Source organism: Bradyrhizobium erythrophlei, from assembly GCF_042430365.1.
Lineage (GTDB): Bacteria > Pseudomonadota > Alphaproteobacteria > Rhizobiales > Xanthobacteraceae > Bradyrhizobium > Bradyrhizobium erythrophlei.
Genome location: NZ_JBHMET010000089.1, coordinates 32,801 through 50,504 on the forward strand (window position 1 = coordinate 32,801; position 17,704 = coordinate 50,504).

The following is a 17,704-nucleotide window of genomic DNA, read 5'->3' on the forward strand; positions in this document are numbered from 1 at the left end:
AGGATTTGAGATTTATGGATGCGGCGCCGGCAGTAACATCTGACGATATTTCTCCGGAGCATCGCCATGGGAATCGAGCCTGCACGCCTCGAATTGCTGTCCGCTTTGGCCCGCAAGGTGCTGTGGCTGTCGTCGTGGACGATCCATCACGCCAACCATGTCAGGCCGAACACCGACGGCCTGAAGGTCGGCGGCCACCAGGCATCGTCGGCTTCGCTCGCCAACATCATGTCGGCTCTCTATTTCTCGGTGCTGCGGCCGCAGGACCGCGTCGCGGTGAAGCCGCATGCAAGTCCGGTGTTCCACGCGATCCAGTATCTGTTCGGCCACCAGACCCGCGACAAGCTGGAAAACTTCCGCGGCTTCAAGGGCGCGCAATCCTATCCGTCGCGCACCAAGGATGCCGACGACGTCGATTTCTCCACCGGCTCGGTCGGCCTCGGCGTTGCGCAGACCCTGTTCGCCTCGCTGGTGCAGGATTACGTCCAGGCGCACGGCTGGATGAAGGAGCGTCCCGAGGGGCGCATGATTGCGCTGGTCGGCGATGCCGAGATGGACGAGGGCAACATCTTCGAGGCGTTGCTGGAAGGCTGGAAGCACGGCCTGCGCAACACCTGGTGGGTGGTCGACTACAACAGGCAGTCGCTCGATGCCGTGGTGCGCGAGGGTCTGTGGGCGAAGTTCGAGACCATGTTCCGCAATTTCGGCTGGGACGTGGTGATCGTGAAATACGGCAAGCTGATGCTTGAGGCGTTCGCTGAGCCCGGCGGCGAGGCGCTGCGGCGCTGGATCGACAATTGCCCCAACCAGATGTACGCGGCGCTGTGCTTCCAGGGCGGCGCGGCGTTCCGCAAGCATTTGCGGGACGACATCGGCGACCAGGGCCCGGTCTCTGCCCTGATCGACCGCCGCAGCGATGACGAGCTGCTCGCGCTGATGTCCAATCTCGGCGGCCACGACATGGCGAGCATGATCGAGGCGTTCGAGGCTGTTGATCACGATCGCCCGGTCTGCTTCATCGCCTACACCATCAAGGGCGTCGGCCTGCCGTTCCAGGGCCACAAGGACAACCATGCCGGCCTGATGACGGTTGCGCAGATGGAGAAGTGGCGCACCAGCCAGAACATACGGCCCGGCCATGAATGGGACCGGTTCGAGGGGCTGACGCAGGATACCGCTGATCTCGAGGCGTTCCTCGCGGACGCGCCGTTCAACCGCGAAGGACGCCGCAGATTGTCGGCGCCCGTCATCGACGTGCCGGAGCGGCTCGCGTTCAAGGCGTCGGCGCAGATGTCGACGCAGCAGGGCTTTGGCATCGTGCTCCACGAGCTCGCACGCGGCGACAGCGCTCTCGCCTCGCGCATCGTGACCGCATCGCCCGACGTCACCGTGTCGACCAATCTCGGCGCCTGGGTCAACCGGCGCGGGCTATTCGCCAAGGCGGAGAACCACGACCTGTTCCGGCAGGAGAAGATCCCGTCCGCCTACACCTGGGAATACTCGCCGAAGGGACAGCATTTCGAGCTCGGCATCGCCGAGATGAACCTGTTCATCCTGCTCTCGGCGCTCGGCCTGTCGCACCAGATCAATGGCGAGCGGTTGTTGCCGGTCGGCACGCTCTACGATCCCTTCATCGAGCGCGGGCTCGATGCGCTCAATTATGCCTGCTACCAGGATGCGCGCTTCATGGTCGCGGCGACGCCGTCGGGCATCACGCTGGCGCCGGAGGGCGGCGCGCATCAGTCGATCAAGACGCCGCTGATCGGGATCGGGCAGGACGGGCTCGCCTCGTTCGAGCCGGCCTTCGTCGATGAACTTGCCGTGATCATGGGATGGGGCTTCGCCCACATGCAGCGCGAGGGCGCCGAGGGCGGCTCGGTCTATTTGCGGCTTTCCACCCGCACGCTGGAACAGCCGCAGCGGATCATGACGCCCGACCTTGAGCGCGACATCACCGAGGGCGCCTACTGGCTGCGCAAGCCGGGCCCGAACTGCGACCTCGTGGTGGCCTATGCCGGCACGGTGGCGCCGGAGGCGATCGAGGCGGTCGGCCTGATTGGCGAGAGCCACCGCGATGTCGGCTTGCTGGCCGTGACCTCGGCCGACCGGCTCTATGCCGGTTGGTCCGCCGCACGGAATTTGCGCCGTGACCGTCGCGCTGTGCAGCATTTGAGTCATATCGAGCAGTTGCTGGCGCCGCTCGGCCGGGACTGCGGCATTGTGACTGTTCTCGACGGCCATCCTGCCGCACTCGGCTGGCTCGGCAGCGTGCGCGGCCACCGCGTCGAGGCGCTCGGCGTCAGCCATTTCGGCCAGACCGGCACCATTGGCGACCTCTACCGCCACCACGGCATCGACGCCAACGCCATCATCGATGCGGCGGAGGGGCTGTCCGTCGGCGCGCCGGTGCGGCATCGCAAGATGGCGGTGTAGCCGTTGCCGGCTCCACATCGTCGTCCCGGCCTTCGCCGGGACGACATCAGTACCTTGCCACCCGCTCGCCTCGGGCCTTATATCCCGTGTGCGCGCACGAGCCGCGCCCCGCATATGGCGGGTTCTATTCCCGGGGCTTTCGTGCAAGGATGCCTGCCGAACGCTTCCGTTCCCCTTTCCATACGCCCCGTACAAGAGGTTTCCGATGGTCAATCGCATGCAATTCTACATCGACGGCGCCTGGGTCGATCCGGTCGTCAAGAAGTCCACCCCCGTCGTCAATCCGGCGACCGAAGAAGCGATGTATGAGGTTGCGCTCGGCTCCAAGGCCGATGTCGACAAAGCGGTCGCCGCCGCCAAGCGCGCGTTCGAGACCTATTCCCAGACCAGCCGCGAGGAGCGCGTCGCGCTGCTCGCCAAGATCGTCGAGGTCTACAAGGGCCGCATGAAGGAAATCGGCGCCGCCGTCTCCGACGAGATGGGCGCGCCGCTGCCGATGGCGGAGAAGCTGCAGGCCGGTGCCGGCCTCGGCCACCTCATGAACACCCTCGAAGTGCTGAAGAAGTACGAGTTCGAGGAGACCATGGGCACTGCGGTCGTGGTGCGCGAGCCGGTCGGCGTCGTCGGCATGATCACGCCCTGGAACTGGCCGCTCAACCAGATCGCCTGCAAGGTCGCGCCCGCGCTCGCCGCCGGCTGCACCATGATACTGAAGCCGTCGGAGTTCACCCCGACCTCGGCCTTGATCTTCGCGGAAATCCTCCATGAAGCCGGCGTGCCGAAGGGCGTGTTCAACCTGCTCAACGGCCTCGGCCCCGAGGTTGGTGCCGCGATGAGCGAGCATCCCGACATCGACATGATCTCGTTCACCGGCTCGACCCGCGCCGGCGTCGATGTTGCCAAGCGCGCGGCGCCGACCGTGAAGCGCGTCAGCCAGGAGCTCGGCGGCAAGTCGCCGAACGTGATCCTCGATGGTGCCGACCTCACCAAGGCGGTGACCGGCGGCGTGATGCACATGTTCAACAACTCGGGCCAGTCCTGCAACGCTCCGTCGCGCATGATCGTGCCGCTGTCCAAGATGAAGGAAGTGGCCGCGATCGCGAAGGGCGTCGCCGACAAGACCAAGGCGGGCGATCCGCGCGCTGCCGACACGACGATCGGCCCCGTGGTCAACCGCGGCCAGTGGGACAAGATCCAGGCGCTGATCCAGAAGGGCATCGACGAGGGCGCAACGCTGGTTGCCGGCGGTCCGGGCCTGCCCGAGGGCGTCAACAAGGGCTTCTATGTCCGCCCGACCATCTTCGCCGACGTCACCAGCGAGATGACGATCGCCCGCGAGGAAATCTTCGGACCGGTGCTGACCATCATCGGCGCCAAGGACGAGGCTGATGCCGTGAAGATCGCCAACGACACGCCCTATGGTCTCGCCGGTTACGTCTCGGCCGATACCGTGGAAAGCGCGCGCCGCGTCGGTCGCCAGATCCGCGCCGGCAACGTCAACCTGCAGGGCGTGCCGAACGACCGCTCGGCGCCGTTCGGCGGCTACAAGCAGTCCGGCAACGGCCGCGAGTGGGGCCGCTACGGTCTGGAGGAATACCTCGAGGCAAAGGCCGTCGCGGGCTACAACGCGGCGTAAGCTGTCGTACGAGAGACAACATTTTTGGCGCCGGGGCGGATCACCGCCCCGGCGTCGGACTTTTGGAGACCATATCTTGTATTTTTGTCTTCCCCCGACGGGGAGCGAGAACAACTAACCGCCGAGCGCGCCTTGGGTATTGACATAGAGCGCATAGATCGACTGGCTCGCGGCCATGAACAGGCGGTTGCGCTTCAAGCCGCCGAAGCACAGGTTGGCGCAGCGCTCGGGCAGCGCGATGCGTCCGATCATGACGCCGTCGGGCGCGAACACGACCACGCCGTCGAGCTCGGGATCGCCCATGCCCCAGCCGCACCACAGATTGCCGTCGATGTCGCAGCGCATGCCGTCGGGCGTGCCGGGACCCGCGTCGATGAAGACGCGCTTGTTGGAAATTGTCGTGCCGTCGACGGAGACGTCATAGGCGAGGATCTTGCGGTTCGGCACACCGCGGGATTCCACGACGTAGAGGATCTTCTCGTCCGGCGAGAAGCACAGCCCGTTCGGCCCGAGCACGCCTTCAGCGACGATGGTGGCCTTGCCGGTCGCGGGATCGAGCCGGTAGACGTTGGGATCGATCTCGGGTTCGGCCTTGTAGCCCTCGTAATTGCCGAGCAGGCCGAACACAGGATCGGTGAACCAGATCGAGCCGTCGGATTTGACCACGACGTCGTTCGGCGAATTCAGCCGCTTGCCGTCAAAGGAGTCGATCAAGACGGTGATCGAGCCGTCATATTCGGTGCGCACCACGCGGCGGCCGCCGTGCTCGCAGGTGATGAGCCGGCCCTGGCGGTCGCGGGTGTTGCCGTTGGCGAAATTGGACGGCTTGCGGAAGATGCTGACCGCGCCGGTCTCTTCCTCCCATTTGATGATGCGCTGGTTCGGAATGTCGCTGCACAACAGATAGCGCCCGTCGCCGAACCACACCGGGCCCTCGGCCCAGCGCAGGCCGGTGGTCAGCCGCTCCACCGCGGACAGCTTCAGCCAGTATTTCTCGAAGCGCGGATCGAGGGCGTGAATCGCGGGATCGGGATAACAGGTCGCCGGACGCCAGCCCGCGGAATGAGCATCGGACATTTGCTGTTCTCGTTGTTGTGTTGCGGTGGTGTTTCCTTGGCCGGTTGGTTTGCTATCATTATCGGCCTGCGACCGCAATTCGAGCGCGGCCAGAGGGAAGAGCGAGGAACAGAATGCCACGCATATTGATGACCGGCGCGTCGGGGGGAATCGGCACGAGCTTGCGCAAATTGTTGCCGCCAATCTATCCGGACCTCGTGCTCAGCGATCTGAAGCCGCCGGCCGATCTCGGCAGCCGCGAGACCTTCAAGCCGGCCGATCTCGCCGACCTCGCGCAGGTCGAAGCGATCTGCGAGGGCGTCGACGGTATTTTGCATTTCGGCGGCTATTCGGTCGAAGGTCCCTGGGATCCAATCCTGCAATCCAACATCATCGGCGGCTACAATCTGTTCGAGGCAGCGCGGAAAAAGGGCGTCAAGCGCATCGTCTTCGCCTCCTCCAACCACGTGGTCGGCTTCTATCCGCGCCATCATCGCATCGGCACCGACGTCACGGCGCGTCCGGACAGCCGCTACGGCGTGAGCAAGGTGTTCGGTGAGGCGCTCGGTGCGCTCTACGCCGACAAGCACGGGCTGAAAGTCACCTGTCTCAGGATCGGCAATTTCGGCGAACAGCCGCTCGATCATCGCAGGCTTTCGATCTGGCTCAAGCCGGAGGACCTCGTGCAGCTCTGCCGCATCGGGCTCGAGCATCCCGACATCCTTTTCGAGATCCTCTATGGTGCCTCCTACAACGAGCGCGCCTGGTGGGACAATCATCGCGCCTACGACCTCGGCTATCGCCCGAGCGGCCGCGCTGAGGATTTCCGCGAGCATGCGATGGCCGAACAGGCGAAGCTGCCGCCCGATCCGATCGGCGACTTCTACCAGGGCGGAGCGTTCTGCGGCATGGAGTTCGATGGGGACAGGAGCAGGATCATCGACTGGAGCAAGCGCTAACGTGCGGCGGCGTCGCCCGCGATGCGGGCCAGATAGTCGGCCTTGCTGTACTGCATGTGATCGACGCAGAGCTGCGCCAGCGCCCAGCTATCGCGGCCGTTCAAGAGCTCGATCATCAATTCATGCTGCCGGCGCGACAACGCCAAGCCTTCGGCGTCGGCGAGGTTTTTCGCACGCATCGGCAGCGTCAAGTTCATGTAGTCCTGCAGCGACCGGACCAGATACGGGTTGCCGCAGGCCGAGAACAGCGCGAGGTGGAACGCATCGTTGGTCTCGTGGATGCCACGCATATCCTGCGCGTCTGCCTTGGCGCAATATTGCCGCTGCAACTCGCTCAGCTCCGCGATCAGGCCAGCAGGCGCGGGCAGGGCGATCATCAGCGCGGCCTGGCGCGTCAACATTTCCCGCACCTCGTAGATCTGCCGCACCTCATCGGCCGAATAGAACCGCACGGTGGCGCCGACATTCTTTTCCCGTAGCACGATGCCCTGGCGCTCGAGCTGGAACAGCGCCTGCCGCACGAAATGCCGGCTGGCGCCGTAGCGCTGCATCAAGGTGTCCTCGACGAGCCGCAAGCCGGGCGCGAAGCGGCCGAAGATGATGTCCTCCTCCAGCCGGCGGATCACCTCCGCCTGTTCTTCCTCTCGCGAGGAAACTTGGACATCGGGTGTTGCCGCCTGGACTTTCATGCGCACTCGCTTTGGATCGACGCCAGACGACACCACGATGCCATAGCCATTGTCAATAATGGGGGCGATTTCGCCGCAGCTCAGGTATCTTCGAGATCGGATTATCTCATATTGACAATAATTCAGGCCCCCTCTTTAAGTGCGGGCGAGCAACGAAGGGGAATAAGAAAATGGCCGACGGACTTCGCAAGGGACTGACGAGCTACGGCGACGCTGGCTTCTCGCTGTTCCTGCGCAAGGCATTCATCAAGGCGATGGGCTATTCGGACGATGCGCTCAACCGCCCGATCGTCGGCATCACCAACACTTACAGCGACTACAATCCCTGTCACGGCAACGTGCCCGACATTATCGAGGCCGTGAAGCGCGGGGTGATGCTGTCGGGCGCGATGCCGTTCGTGTTCCCGACCATTTCGATCGCCGAAAGCTTTGCGCACCCGACCTCGATGTACCTGCGCAACCTGATGGCGATGGACACCGAGGAGATGATCCGCGCCCAGCCGATGGATTCTGTCGTCGTGATCGGCGGCTGCGACAAGACGTTGCCAGCGCAGATCATGGCCGCCGTCAGCGCCGACCTGCCGACCGTCGTGATCCCGGTCGGACCGATGGTCGTCGGCCACCACAAGGGCGAGGTGCTCGGCGCCTGCACGGACTGCCGCAGGCTCTGGGCGAAGTATCGCGCCGGCGAGATCGACGACAACGAGATCGAGGCAGTGAACGGCCGGCTCGCGCCGTCGGTCGGCACCTGCATGGTGATGGGCACGGCCTCGACCATGGCCTGCATCACCGAGGCACTCGGCCTGTCGCTGCCGATGAGCGCGACGATTCCGGCGCCCCACGCCGAGCGCTTTCGCTCCGCGGAAGCGAGCGGCCGCGTCGCCGCGGAGATGGCGAAATCCAAGGGGCCCAAGCCGAGCGAGATCCTGACCCCCGCCTCGTTCCGCAACGCTCAGGTTGTCATGCAGGCGATCGGCGGATCGACCAACGGGCTCATCCACCTGACCGCTATCGCCAGCCGTACGCCGTACAAAATCGATCTCGAGGCCTTCGACAAGCTTGGCCGCGAGGTGCCTGTGCTGGTCGACCTTAAGCCGTCGGGTGAGCATTACATGGAGCACTTCCATCATGCCGGCGGCGTGCCGAAGCTGATGGCACAACTCGGCGACCTTATCGATCTCGACCAAATGACCGTCACCGGCCAGACGCTGCGCGAGGTCGTTGCTGGTGCGGAGGAGGTTCCAGGGCAGGACGCGATCCGATCCAAGACCAATCCCATCAAATCCGAAGGCGCGATGGCGATCCTGCACGGCAACCTCGCGCCGCGCGGCGCCGTGATCAAGCAGTCGGCCGCGAGCCCGAAGCTCTTGCAGCACACCGGCCGCGCCGTGGTGTTCGAGTCGGTCGAGGACATGACGTTGCGGGTCGATGACCCGGCGCTGGAGGTCACGGCCGACGACGTGCTGGTCTTGCGCAATGCTGGCCCGAAGGGCGCGCCGGGCATGCCGGAAGCCGGCTACCTGCCGATCCCGAAGAAGCTCGCGCGCGCGGGCGTGAAGGACATGGTGCGCATTTCCGATGCGCGGATGAGCGGCACCGCGTTCGGCACCATCGTTTTGCACATCACGCCGGAAGCCGCCGTCGGCGGGCCGCTGGCGCTGGTGAAGAACGGCGACATGATCCGGCTCGACGTCGCAAAGCGCAGCATCGAACTCCTCGTCGACGAGGCCGAACTGGCCAAGCGCGGAGCGGCGCTTGAACCGGCCAAAGCGCCTGATTGGGCCAAGCGCGGCTATGCGCATCTCTTCAACGAGACGATCCTGCAGGCCGACGAAGGCTGCGATTTCGATTTCATGCGCGCCAAAGGGAACTAGGCGACGTCGTTTTGAATTGTCGATAATTGATCTCGAGCCGGCGCTCCTGGCTGCCAAAATGTGCCTAGCTTTCCCTGTTTTATTGACAATCCCGCAGAACTGATGGGATGATCAAGCCAATCAAAAACAGGGGGAGCGTCGCGATGGGCAATCCAGCCAAAATCGTCGGGGTCGCCATGGCTGCGGCAGCGGTGCTGCTGTCCGCAGGCGCCTGGGCGCAGGAGGTCAAGCATTATCGCTTTGCCTACGACCAGCCGCGCAACACCGGCTATTCGATCGCGGGCGATCTGTTTGCTGACAAGCTCAAGGAATTGAGCAAGGGCACGATGATCATCGACCAATATCCCGGCGCGCAGCTCGGCCAGGAGCCGCAGGTCCTGCAGCTTGTGAGGTCCGGTGACGTCGAGTTTGCGATCATTTCCTCGGCGAACACAGCGACGATCTCGCCGCAGGCCGGCGTCATGTCGTTGCACTTCCTGTTCCGCGACGAAAATCATGTGATCAAGGGATTGGCCGACCCCAGGGTGTTTGAAACGCTCAGGACGATGATCGACGAGACCACGCAGGGCCTCCACGTGATCGCGACCGGCTCGCAGGGCGTGCGGCACATGTACAGCAAGAAGGAAATCCACGGTGTCGGCGACATCAAGGGACTGAAGGTCCGTGTCCAGGCGACCGCGACCGAGGACACCATGTTCCCGGCCTATGGCGCGCAGACCGTGCATATGCCGTTCGGCAGCGTCTACACCTCGCTGCAAACAGGCGTGGTCGATGTCGCCGAGAACAGCATCAACGTCTATCTCGTCAATAAGCATTATGAGGTGGCGCCGGTGCTGAACATCACCGAGCACGAAGCCAACAACGCGCTGGTGTTTGTCAGCGACAAGCTGTGGCAGAGTCTGTCTCCAGAGCAGAAGCAGTGGGTACAGACGGCGGCGAACGAGATCAGCGCCAAGGAGCCGGCCAAGGCCTTTGAGCTCGAAAGGACCGCTGCCGCCAAGCTGAAGTCGATCGGCGTCAAGATCGTCGGCGACGTCGACAAGAAGAGCTTCACCGTGGTCGCCGACCCCTATCTCGACAAGCTCGCAAAGGAGCTCGGCCCGCATGCGGAGAAGATCAAGGACCTGATCCGCTCGATCAACTAAACGCCCCGTCCGCGTCGTCCCGGCGAAAGCCGGGACCCATACGCCGCGGCCATAGAGCGGTGCAATCCGGCAGCCGCCTTTCCGTAAGCAGCTCACGCCGGTGGTTATGGGTCCCGGCTTTCGCCGGGACGACGGAAGGTTTGATCCATGGCCATCGCCGACAAACTGGTGGTGCAGCGGCAGCGGCATCTGAAATGGCGGGCGTTGGACAGGCTCGAACTGATCCTGATGATGCTTTGCGGCCTCTTGTGCTTCGGCTTCTCGCTCTCCGTCACCGCCGACATCGTCACCCGCACCATCGGCCACCCTTGGCTGTGGCTGCAGGAAGTCACCTCGACGCTGTTCATCTACGCGATCTTCATCGGTGCGGCGGTCGCAACACGGCGCAACGATCATCTCTATCTCACCGCGATCTCGGAGGCGATGCTCGGCACGCCGCGGCTGATCGTCGAGATCGTGATCCGGATCGTGGTGCTGGGCGTGGCGTTCTGCTTGATCTGGTATGGCTATCTGAACTATCTCCGCGGCTTCGGTAGCTTCCGCTTGCCGTCGGGCACGCCGATCGCTTCGCTGTATGCCGTGATCCCGCTGTCCGGCACCCTGATCGGCCTGTTCACGATCGAGCAACTCGTCAACGGCATCCGCAACGGCTTTGACCATCCGGAGCCGCTGGACGACGACCTCGCGATCCCCGTGATCAACACCGACGCGACGACGGGAGCGCGGCCGTGAGCGCGCCTGTTATCCTTGCGCTGATGTCGTTTTGTTTCCTGTTCTTCGGCTATCTCGGCGTGCCCGTGCCGTTCTCGCTGATGGCCGGCGTGTTCATCGGCGCACTGCTGGCGGACGTGTCGCTCGCGGCGATCATCCAGAAGATCTTTGACGGCGTCGATTCCGAGGCCCTGCTGGCGATCCCGTTCTTCCTTTTGGTCGGCGAACTCATGAGCTCGGCAAATGTCGTGGTGCGCATCGCCAATCTTTCGGTGTCGCTGGTCGGCCATATCAGGGGCGGGCTGTCGCAGGTCGTCGTGGTCTTCAGCATGTTCTTCTCGGAAATGTCGGGCTCGACCACCGCCGACGTCGCTGTCATGAGCCGGGCGCTGGGCGGGCCGATGCGGCGGGAGGGTTATGAGCCGGCTTTCATCGCCGCGATCATTGCGTCCGCGTCGACCATCGCCGCGCTGGTGCCGCCGAGCATCACCGCGGTGGTCTATGGCGCGGTCGGCAACGTCTCGATCGCGGGCCTGTTCATGGCGGGCGTGGTGCCGGGGCTGATGATCGGCTTCGGGCTGATGATTTATTGCTATTTCTTCGGGCCGTCCGGCCTGCGCAAGCCGCGCGCGCCGCTCAAGCAGATCGCGTTCGCCGCCGGCGACGCGGCACTGCCGCTGATGATCCCGGTGATCCTGCTCGGCGGCATCCTGACCGGCTGGTTCACGCCGACCGAAGCCGGCGTCGTCGCGGTGGCCTGGATCATCGTCGTGGTGATCCCGGCGCTGAACCGCGGGCACCTGAGGAAAATTCCTTACGATTTCTGCCTTGCCGGGCTGATCTTCTCGCTGCCGCTGATCACGATCGGCGCCGCCAATGCCTTCGGCTGGATGCTCGCCTACCTCCGCGGCGCGATCTACATAGCGGACTGGATCACCTCGATCGCCGGCAACGACCCGCACCTCATCATGCTGTTGATGGTGCTGCTCTTCACCGTGGTCGGCGATTTCATCGAGCCGGTGCCGACCATCATCATCTTCATGCCGCTGGTCAACGCGCTGACGCAGGCCGGCGACATCAACGGCGTCCATATGGGCGTCGTGCTGATTGCAACGCTCGCCTTCGGCCTGATCACGCCGCCTTACGGCCTGGTGCTGCTGATGGCGTCGAAATTCGTCGGCATCAGCTTTGCAAAGGCGTTGCGCGCGGCGCTGCCGATCTATGTCGTGTTCCTGGTCACCATCTGCTTCACGATCTACTTCCCGAAGGTCGTGTTGTGGCTGCCCAAGCAGATGATCCCGGAATCGGTCGGCTGCTTCAAGGCACCGGGCGGCACAGGTTACATCTGTCCGAATTAGCCGGTCTCCGTGCTCCGTTACTTCGACTTGCTCGTGAATTTCTTCACGGCGACGCGGAACTCCTCGGTGTTCATGCAGCCGATGATGGCGTCGCGCTCGGCGTCGAGCTGCGCCTCGATCGGCGTGGTCGGCGCCTGATGGATCAGCGCCTTGGTGGCGGCGAGCCCGGCCGGCGCATTCTGCGCCAGCCGCAGCGCGAATTCGCGCGTCGCGGCCTTCAGCTCGGCCGCAGGCACCACCTTGGCGACGAGGCCCCATTGCTGCGCCTGCTGGGCGGTAAAACTGTCCTCGGCGAGGAAGATCTGCAGCGCGCGGCGCGGGCCGACGCTGGCTGCAAGGCCGACGGTGCCGCCGCCATCGGGCGAGACGCCGATCTTGGCGTAAGCGGGCGTGAAGCGGGCATCTTCGGCGGCAATGCAGAGATCGGCGACGAAGGCGAGCGACAGGCCGGCGCCGGCGGCCGAGCCGTGCACGCTTGCGAGCACCAGCTTGGGCATTCGCCGCAGTGCGGTGATGAAGGCGTGATAGTGCTGCAGCATCTCGCCGACAACAGGCGCGATGGTGTTCGCTTGGGCGGCGGCACCGATGGTCTGCAAATCGCCGCCGGCGCAGAAGGCGCGGCCTTCGCCCTCGATCACGAGCACGCGGACAGCCTTGTTGGCCTCGACCTCGGCGCCGAGTTGCTCGAGCTTCTTGGCAATCGACATGTCGATCGCGTTGAACGCGGCCGGCCGGTTCAGCGTGATGGTTGCGACGGGGCCGTCGATCCGGAGCAGGGCCGGGTCGGCGGCGGGGGCGGTGGTGGGTTCGGGCATGGCTGATACCTTGGGCTTGATGTTTTCAGGCATTTAAATCGTTGCGGGGAGGCGTGACAATCCCGTCCGGTTCTGCAACATTTGGCCCCACTCCTGGTTCGGGGCGGTCTTGCATGCCGTCGATCCATGAGGCCAAATAGATCGCCCTTCGTTCGGGACGCGGACACGAGCGCCGTTCTCCTGATGTCGCGGCGAGCAAGCCAAAATCGGCAGTGAGAGGAGACGACATGGGTCATTCCTGTGCGCTTGCGGTCGGGCTGTTCCGATGACGACAGGACCGGTCATTATTGTCGGCGCGGGGCACGCCGGCTTCCAGCTCGCGGCGTCGTTGCGCCAGGGCGGCTTCGCCGAGCCGATCGCGCTGCTCAACGACGAAGGCCATCTGCCGTACCAGCGGCCGCCCTTGTCGAAAGCCTATCTGAAGGGAACCGGCGGGCCCGACAGCCTGATGTTCCGCCCGGACAAGTTCTACCACGACAACAGGATCGAGCTGATCACCGACCGCGCCACCGCGGTCGACCGCAATGCGCGCAAGGTTGCGCTCGCCTCCGGCAAGTCGCTCGACTACGGCCACCTGGTGTTTGCGACCGGCGCGCGGAACCGGATGCTCGATATCCCCAACGCGAAGCTCGACGCGGTGCGCTACCTGCGCACGCTCGACGAGAGCCAGGCGCTGCGCGACCTGATCGCGCCGGGCAGGCGCGTGGTCGTGATCGGCGCCGGCTTCATCGGGCTCGAATTCGCCGCCACCGCGCGCGGCAAGGGCCTCGAGGTCGACGTGGTCGAGCTTGCGTCCCGCGTGATGGCGCGCGCCGTGACCACGGAGATCTCCGAGTTCTCGCAGTCGCGGCATGCGGCGGCCGGCATCCGCATTCATCTCGGCGTGCAGGTCACCGGTATCGAGGCCGACGGTGCCAAGGTCACCGGCGTCAGCCTGAGCAACGGCACGCACGTTCCGGCCGATCTCGTCGTGGTCGGCGTCGGCGTGCTGCCGAATGTCGAGCTCGCCGCCGAAGCGGGTCTGCCGGTCGCCTCGGGCATCATCGTCGATGACCATCTTTCGACCGCCGATCCCAACATCTCCGCGATCGGCGATTGCGCGCTCTACACCAGCAAGCGTTTCGGCGGATCGCTGCGGCTGGAATCGGTGCAGAACGCGACCGACCATGCGCGTTGCGTCGCCGCGCGGCTGACCGGCAAGGCCGAGGTCTATGACGGCCTGCCGTGGTTTTGGAGCGACCAGGGCCCCGACAAGCTGCAGATGGCCGGCCTCACCACCGGCTACGACCGCGTCGTGGTGCGCGGCGACCGCGCGCAGGGGGCGTTCTCGGCGTTCTGCTACAAGGGCGACAGGCTGCTCGGCATCGAGTCGGTCAATCGCGCCGGCGATCACATGTTCGGCCGCCGCCTGCTCGGCGCCGGCGGCTCGATCACGCCGGAACAGGCGGCTGACGCCAGCTTCGATCTGAAGAGCGCGCTGAAGTGAACGCGCAGGCGCGTAGGGTGGGCAAAGCGACAGCGTGCCCACCATTCCTTGCGTTGCCTGTGATGGTGGGCACGGCGCCTGCGCGCCTTTGCCCACCCTACGTAGCGAGCGCATCCTCGACCTCTTTCGTAGTCGGCATCGACGGCGCGGCGCCCATCCGTTGTACGCAGATCGAGGCGGCGACGTTGGCGTAGGCGAGCGCATCGCGCAGCGGACGGCCGCAGGCCAGCTGCGAGGCGAGCGCGCCGACGAAGCAGTCGCCGGCACCTGTGGTGTCGACTGCCTTCACCTCACGGCCGGGCACGAGCAGGTGCTGTCCTTCGACCAGCGCCAGCACGCCGCGCTTGCCGAGGGTGACGCAGACGACCTTGCCCTGCGCCAAGGTCTGGGCCGCCTCGATGAAGCGTTCCGGATCGTCGCTGTCGCGCAGCTCATGACCAGTCAGGAAACCAAGCTCGGTTTCGTTGAGGATCAGGATGTCGACGAGATCGAGCAACTCGGGGTCGGCTTGCTTCGCCGGCGCCGGATTGAGGATCGTGGTCGCGCCGGCCGCGCGGGCGCGCCTAAAGAAGGCTGCGATGGTCGGCAGCGGAATCTCGAACTGGCTGACCGCGACGTCGCCCGTGGCGAGCATGGGGGCGGCGACATCGTCGGCGTCGACGCGCGCATTGGCGCCGGGCACGACCACGATGGTGTTGTCGGCATTGGCGAGGGTGATGATCGCCGTGCCGGAATGCGTTCCGGCCGTGTCCTTGACCAGAGCAAGGTCGACGCCCTGAGCGGCCAGGAACCTGCGTAGCTCCTGCCCGAAGGCATCTGCGCCCAAGCGCCCGATCAGCGTGGTCGGCGTGCCGAGCTTTGCAGCCGCCACCGCCTGGTTGGCGCCCTTGCCGCCGGGGAAATAGAGCACGGCCTCGCCGGCAACGGTCTCGCCGATGCGCGGGTGGCGCTCGGCGGTCGCCACCACGTCCATGTTGATGCTGCCTGCGACGAAAACGCGCCCCATCGCTAGCCCCGATCGGTTCGGTCAGACCGCGGCGGCAAACTCCTGCTTGACCGCCTCGATGTCGGCGAGCGTCGGCAGGCCGGCCTCGTTGCCGAGCTTCTGGATCTTGAAGGTCGATGCGGCGCGCGCGAACTCGAAGTGCTCATGCCAGCCTTTGCTCGGGTTTGCGAGATAGGAATAGATGTAGGCGCCGTGGAAGACGTCGCCGGCGCCATTGGTGTCGATCACGCGCTGGCGCGGGATCGGCAGCGCCGGCAGGGTGCGTACCGCGCCCGCCTCGTCATACCAGAGCAGGCCGCGCTCGCCCATGGTGACGCCGCCGACCCGGCAGCCGCGGTCTTTGAGATAGTCGAGCATCTGCTCGGGCGTCTTGTCCATCTGCTCGCAGAGCCGCTCGGCGACAATCGCGACATCGATGAACTCGAGCAACTCATGGGTGTTGGTGCGCAGGCCGCCGCCGTCGAGCGAGGTCAGGATGCCGTCCTCGCGGCACAGCTTCGCATAATGGATCGCGGCGTCCGGCTGGTGGCCGTCGATGTGGAGCGCGCGGCAGCCCTTGAGGTTGAGCAGTGGAAAGGGGTGGATGTGCTGGTCGTCGCGGCAGCGCACGATCGCGCGCTTGCCGTCATTGGGCATGATGAAGGACAGCGAGGAGGAGTTGACTTTGCGCGGATGGACCGAGATTGCGTATTTCGCGGCCATGTCCCAGAACATCCGCCCGAGCCAGTCATTGGCCATGGTGGCGATCAGGTCCGGCACGATGCCGAGCTTGGCGCAGCAAAATGCCGCGGTGACGGCGTTGCCGCCGAACGACACTGCATAACGTTCGGCGACGTGTTTCTCGTCGCCAACTGGCATGTGGTCTGTGATGAAGGTGACGTCGATATAGGTCTGTCCAATGAAGAGGGCCTGCATTCGCTTTCCGTCGTGGCTAGGGGTGGTCCCGGCCGGCGATCCAGACTAGAGCCATTTCCGTTCCGATGGAATCGGAACGGGGCTCTAGTTTCTTGTTTAGACGCGTTTTCTTTACGCGAACCGGTATCCACTTCGCTCGAAAACGCTCCAGCACTGCTGGTCGGCCGATATCGCTGAAATTATTCGCAACCCTGCTTGGTTTGCGGCTAGAGAAGAGGGGAGGGACGCGAGCAGCGACCGTTCGGGCGCTGGCATAACGGCCTGTGGCGGTCTGGGGTTCCTGACGGCACCTGAGGGGAAGCACAATGACGGCAGAATCCGGGACGAGATGGTCATGATTACCGGGCTCGATCACGTCGTCGTCCTGACCGGCGACGTCGCCGCGGCCGCGGCCGCCTACGAGACGCTGTTCGCGCGGCAGCCTTCCTGGCGCTACAGCGGCGCGGGCGCAGAGCGGGTGCTGTTCACGCTCGACAACACCACGCTGGAATTGGTGGCGCCGCATGGCGATGATGCCGCTGCACAGCATATCCGCAGCACGCTTGTCGCGCAGGGTGAGGGGCTCGCGAGCCTCTGCTTCCGCACACCCGACATCGCGAAGCTGCACCGCCGGCTCGACCGACTGACGCTGAAGCCCGAGCCGGTGGCCGAGGTCGAGAGCCGGGACGATATCAGCGGCGCGAGCCTGTCGTGGAAGCGCACCCGCGCAGCGACCGAGGCGACCCGCGGCGTGCGCATGTTCTTCCTCGAGCGCGAGGCGGAGCGGCCGCTGTCGGTGCGGACCTCGCCGGCTTCGATCACCGCGATGGATCACGTCGTGGTCTCTACTGCCGATCCCGAACGCGCCGCCGCGCTCTACGGCGCGCGGCTCGGACTCGACATGGCGCTCGACCGCTCGCATCCCGATTGGGGCCGGCTGATGTTCTTCCGCTGCGGCGATCTGATCGTTGAGGTCACGCACAAGCCCGGCAAGGAAAAGAACAAGGCGGGCGCCGACGCGCCCGACCGGCTGCGCGGCATCTGCTGGCGCGTCGCCGACATCGACGCCACCCACGCGCGGCTGGTCGCCGCCGGCGTCGACGTGTCCGAGGTCAGAACCGGCCGCAAGCCCGGCACCCGCGTGATGACGGTGCGCAACGGCACCTGCGGCGTGCCGACCCTGCTGGTGCAGCCGTCGACGGGGAAAGGTGAGTAGGAATCGGCTTCCGCGGCTGCCTGACCCGTCATCCTCAGGAGCTCGCGCAGCGAGCCTCGAAGGATGCAAGGCCCCAATGTGCCAGCACGGAAAAGCGTCGGGCCGTCGTGCTTCGAGACGGCCGCTGCGCGGCCTCCTCAGCATGACGGTGATAATGATGAGCGTGGGGTTCTCTCCACGTCATTGCGAGCGCAAGCGAAGCAATCCATGCGCTTCAAGCACAAGGTCAGGCGACGCAGGGGCGGGACCTATCCACTCTCGCACCTCTACGGGTACTTCGGGCTCGTACGCCTAACCGCGCTTGGGCGCGACATGCCGTGGGCGAAGGCTTGAAGTCTTGTCCGAGAGCCGGATGCGGGAAATCTGCACCGTCTTCGCAAAGACGCTTTCGCGTCTTGCGAGGAGACACCTGCCACTGGGGCGTCA

General features: G+C 65.0%; 14 protein-coding genes. 9 read left to right on the forward strand and 5 right to left on the reverse strand.

Annotated features, from left to right (window positions below):
• The first annotated feature begins 66 nt into the window (after positions 1-66).
• Together ACFFWD_RS16150 and ACFFWD_RS16155 are read left to right on the forward strand one after the other, a co-directional pair.
• Positions 67-2,433 (forward strand): thiamine pyrophosphate-binding protein, encoded by a 2,367-nt coding sequence (locus ACFFWD_RS16150; RefSeq protein WP_376966769.1) that lies wholly within the window; start codon positions 67-69, stop codon positions 2,431-2,433.
• 205 nt (positions 2,434-2,638) lie between these two features.
• Positions 2,639-4,069: an aldehyde dehydrogenase family protein gene (locus ACFFWD_RS16155; RefSeq protein ID WP_376966771.1), complete on the forward strand. Its 1,431-nt coding sequence runs from the start codon at positions 2,639-2,641 to the stop codon at positions 4,067-4,069.
• Positions 4,070-4,183: 114 nt separating this feature from the next.
• Here the strand turns inward: ACFFWD_RS16155 and ACFFWD_RS16160 are convergent, their stop codons facing one another.
• Positions 4,184-5,146 carry an SMP-30/gluconolactonase/LRE family protein gene (locus ACFFWD_RS16160; RefSeq protein ID WP_376966773.1) on the reverse strand — a complete coding sequence of 321 codons (963 nt, stop codon included), beginning with the start codon at positions 5,144-5,146 and terminating at the stop codon, positions 4,184-4,186.
• A gap of 113 nt (positions 5,147-5,259) precedes the next feature.
• Between ACFFWD_RS16160 and ACFFWD_RS16165 the strand changes: the two genes are divergently transcribed.
• Entirely contained in the window at positions 5,260-6,084 is an 825-nt protein-coding gene (locus ACFFWD_RS16165) for an NAD-dependent epimerase/dehydratase family protein (protein WP_376966775.1), read from the forward strand.
• Here ACFFWD_RS16165 and ACFFWD_RS16170 read toward each other — a convergent pair.
• Positions 6,081-6,773, reverse strand: a complete 693-nt coding sequence (locus ACFFWD_RS16170; protein WP_376966777.1) for a GntR family transcriptional regulator — start codon at positions 6,771-6,773, stop codon at positions 6,081-6,083. The two genes, ACFFWD_RS16165 and ACFFWD_RS16170, sit on opposite strands and share 4 nt — an antisense overlap.
• A 170-nt stretch (positions 6,774-6,943) precedes the next feature.
• Here ACFFWD_RS16170 and ACFFWD_RS16175 point away from each other — a divergent pair, with 170 nt between their 5' ends.
• The 4 genes from ACFFWD_RS16175 (at position 6,944) to ACFFWD_RS16190 (ending at position 11,861) form a co-directional block, all read left to right on the forward strand.
• Entirely contained in the window at positions 6,944-8,647 is a 1,704-nt protein-coding gene (locus ACFFWD_RS16175; protein WP_376966779.1) for an IlvD/Edd family dehydratase, read from the forward strand.
• A 143-nt stretch (positions 8,648-8,790) separates the two neighbouring features.
• Positions 8,791-9,792 carry a TRAP transporter substrate-binding protein gene (locus ACFFWD_RS16180; protein WP_376966781.1) on the forward strand — a complete coding sequence of 334 codons (1,002 nt, stop codon included), beginning with the start codon at positions 8,791-8,793 and terminating at the stop codon, positions 9,790-9,792.
• Between the two features lie 147 nt (positions 9,793-9,939).
• Positions 9,940-10,524: a TRAP transporter small permease gene (locus ACFFWD_RS16185; protein WP_376966783.1), complete on the forward strand. Its 585-nt coding sequence runs from the start codon at positions 9,940-9,942 to the stop codon at positions 10,522-10,524.
• Complete coding sequence (locus ACFFWD_RS16190; RefSeq protein ID WP_376966785.1) at positions 10,521-11,861, forward strand: TRAP transporter large permease; 1,341 nt, start codon at positions 10,521-10,523, stop codon at positions 11,859-11,861. Before ACFFWD_RS16185 ends, ACFFWD_RS16190 begins: the two co-directional genes overlap by 4 nt.
• A gap of 17 nt (positions 11,862-11,878) precedes the next feature.
• Here the strand turns inward: ACFFWD_RS16190 and ACFFWD_RS16195 are convergent, their stop codons facing one another.
• Positions 11,879-12,676, reverse strand: coding sequence for an enoyl-CoA hydratase/isomerase family protein (locus ACFFWD_RS16195; RefSeq protein ID WP_376966787.1), 798 nt, complete (start codon positions 12,674-12,676; stop codon positions 11,879-11,881).
• 265 nt (positions 12,677-12,941) lie between these two features.
• On the opposite strand from ACFFWD_RS16195, the gene ACFFWD_RS16200 reads away from it, so the two are divergent.
• A complete protein-coding gene (locus tag ACFFWD_RS16200) occupies positions 12,942-14,162 on the forward strand; it encodes an NAD(P)/FAD-dependent oxidoreductase (protein ID WP_376966789.1) in 1,221 nt (406 codons plus the stop codon).
• Positions 14,163-14,259: 97 nt separating this feature from the next.
• Here the strand turns inward: ACFFWD_RS16200 and rbsK are convergent, their stop codons facing one another.
• On the reverse strand, positions 14,260-15,168 hold the full coding sequence (gene rbsK, locus ACFFWD_RS16205) for a ribokinase (RefSeq protein ID WP_376966791.1): 909 nt from the start codon (positions 15,166-15,168) through the stop codon (positions 14,260-14,262).
• Between the two features lie 21 nt (positions 15,169-15,189).
• The gene (locus tag ACFFWD_RS16210; protein ID WP_376966793.1) at positions 15,190-16,083 is read right to left on the reverse strand and encodes a sugar kinase; all 894 of its coding nucleotides are present in this window, start codon (positions 16,081-16,083) and stop codon (positions 15,190-15,192) included.
• A gap of 334 nt (positions 16,084-16,417) precedes the next feature.
• On the opposite strand from ACFFWD_RS16210, the gene ACFFWD_RS16215 reads away from it, so the two are divergent.
• Positions 16,418-17,278, forward strand: a complete 861-nt coding sequence (locus ACFFWD_RS16215) for a VOC family protein (protein WP_376966795.1) — start codon at positions 16,418-16,420, stop codon at positions 17,276-17,278.
• Positions 17,279-17,704 lie beyond the last annotated feature (426 nt).

Bases quoted from the DNA above. Each gene is read 5' to 3' on its own strand.
- ACFFWD_RS16215 (WP_376966795.1), top strand. From the start codon at position 16,418: ATGATTACCGGGCTCGATCACGTCGTCGTCCTGACCGGCGACGTCGCC.
- ACFFWD_RS16170 (WP_376966777.1), bottom strand. From the start codon at position 6,773: ATGAAAGTCCAGGCGGCAACACCCGATGTCCAAGTTTCCTCGCGAGAG.
- ACFFWD_RS16200 (WP_376966789.1), top strand. From the start codon at position 12,942: ATGACGACAGGACCGGTCATTATTGTCGGCGCGGGGCACGCCGGCTTC.
- ACFFWD_RS16160 (WP_376966773.1), bottom strand. From the start codon at position 5,146: ATGTCCGATGCTCATTCCGCGGGCTGGCGTCCGGCGACCTGTTATCCC.
- ACFFWD_RS16195 (WP_376966787.1), bottom strand. From the start codon at position 12,676: ATGCCCGAACCCACCACCGCCCCCGCCGCCGACCCGGCCCTGCTCCGG.
- ACFFWD_RS16175 (WP_376966779.1), top strand. From the start codon at position 6,944: ATGGCCGACGGACTTCGCAAGGGACTGACGAGCTACGGCGACGCTGGC.
- ACFFWD_RS16155 (WP_376966771.1), top strand. From the start codon at position 2,639: ATGGTCAATCGCATGCAATTCTACATCGACGGCGCCTGGGTCGATCCG.
- ACFFWD_RS16180 (WP_376966781.1), top strand. From the start codon at position 8,791: ATGGGCAATCCAGCCAAAATCGTCGGGGTCGCCATGGCTGCGGCAGCG.
- ACFFWD_RS16165 (WP_376966775.1), top strand. From the start codon at position 5,260: ATGCCACGCATATTGATGACCGGCGCGTCGGGGGGAATCGGCACGAGC.
- ACFFWD_RS16210 (WP_376966793.1), bottom strand. From the start codon at position 16,083: ATGCAGGCCCTCTTCATTGGACAGACCTATATCGACGTCACCTTCATC.
- rbsK (WP_376966791.1), bottom strand. From the start codon at position 15,168: ATGGGGCGCGTTTTCGTCGCAGGCAGCATCAACATGGACGTGGTGGCG.
- ACFFWD_RS16185 (WP_376966783.1), top strand. From the start codon at position 9,940: ATGGCCATCGCCGACAAACTGGTGGTGCAGCGGCAGCGGCATCTGAAA.
- ACFFWD_RS16150 (WP_376966769.1), top strand. From the start codon at position 67: ATGGGAATCGAGCCTGCACGCCTCGAATTGCTGTCCGCTTTGGCCCGC.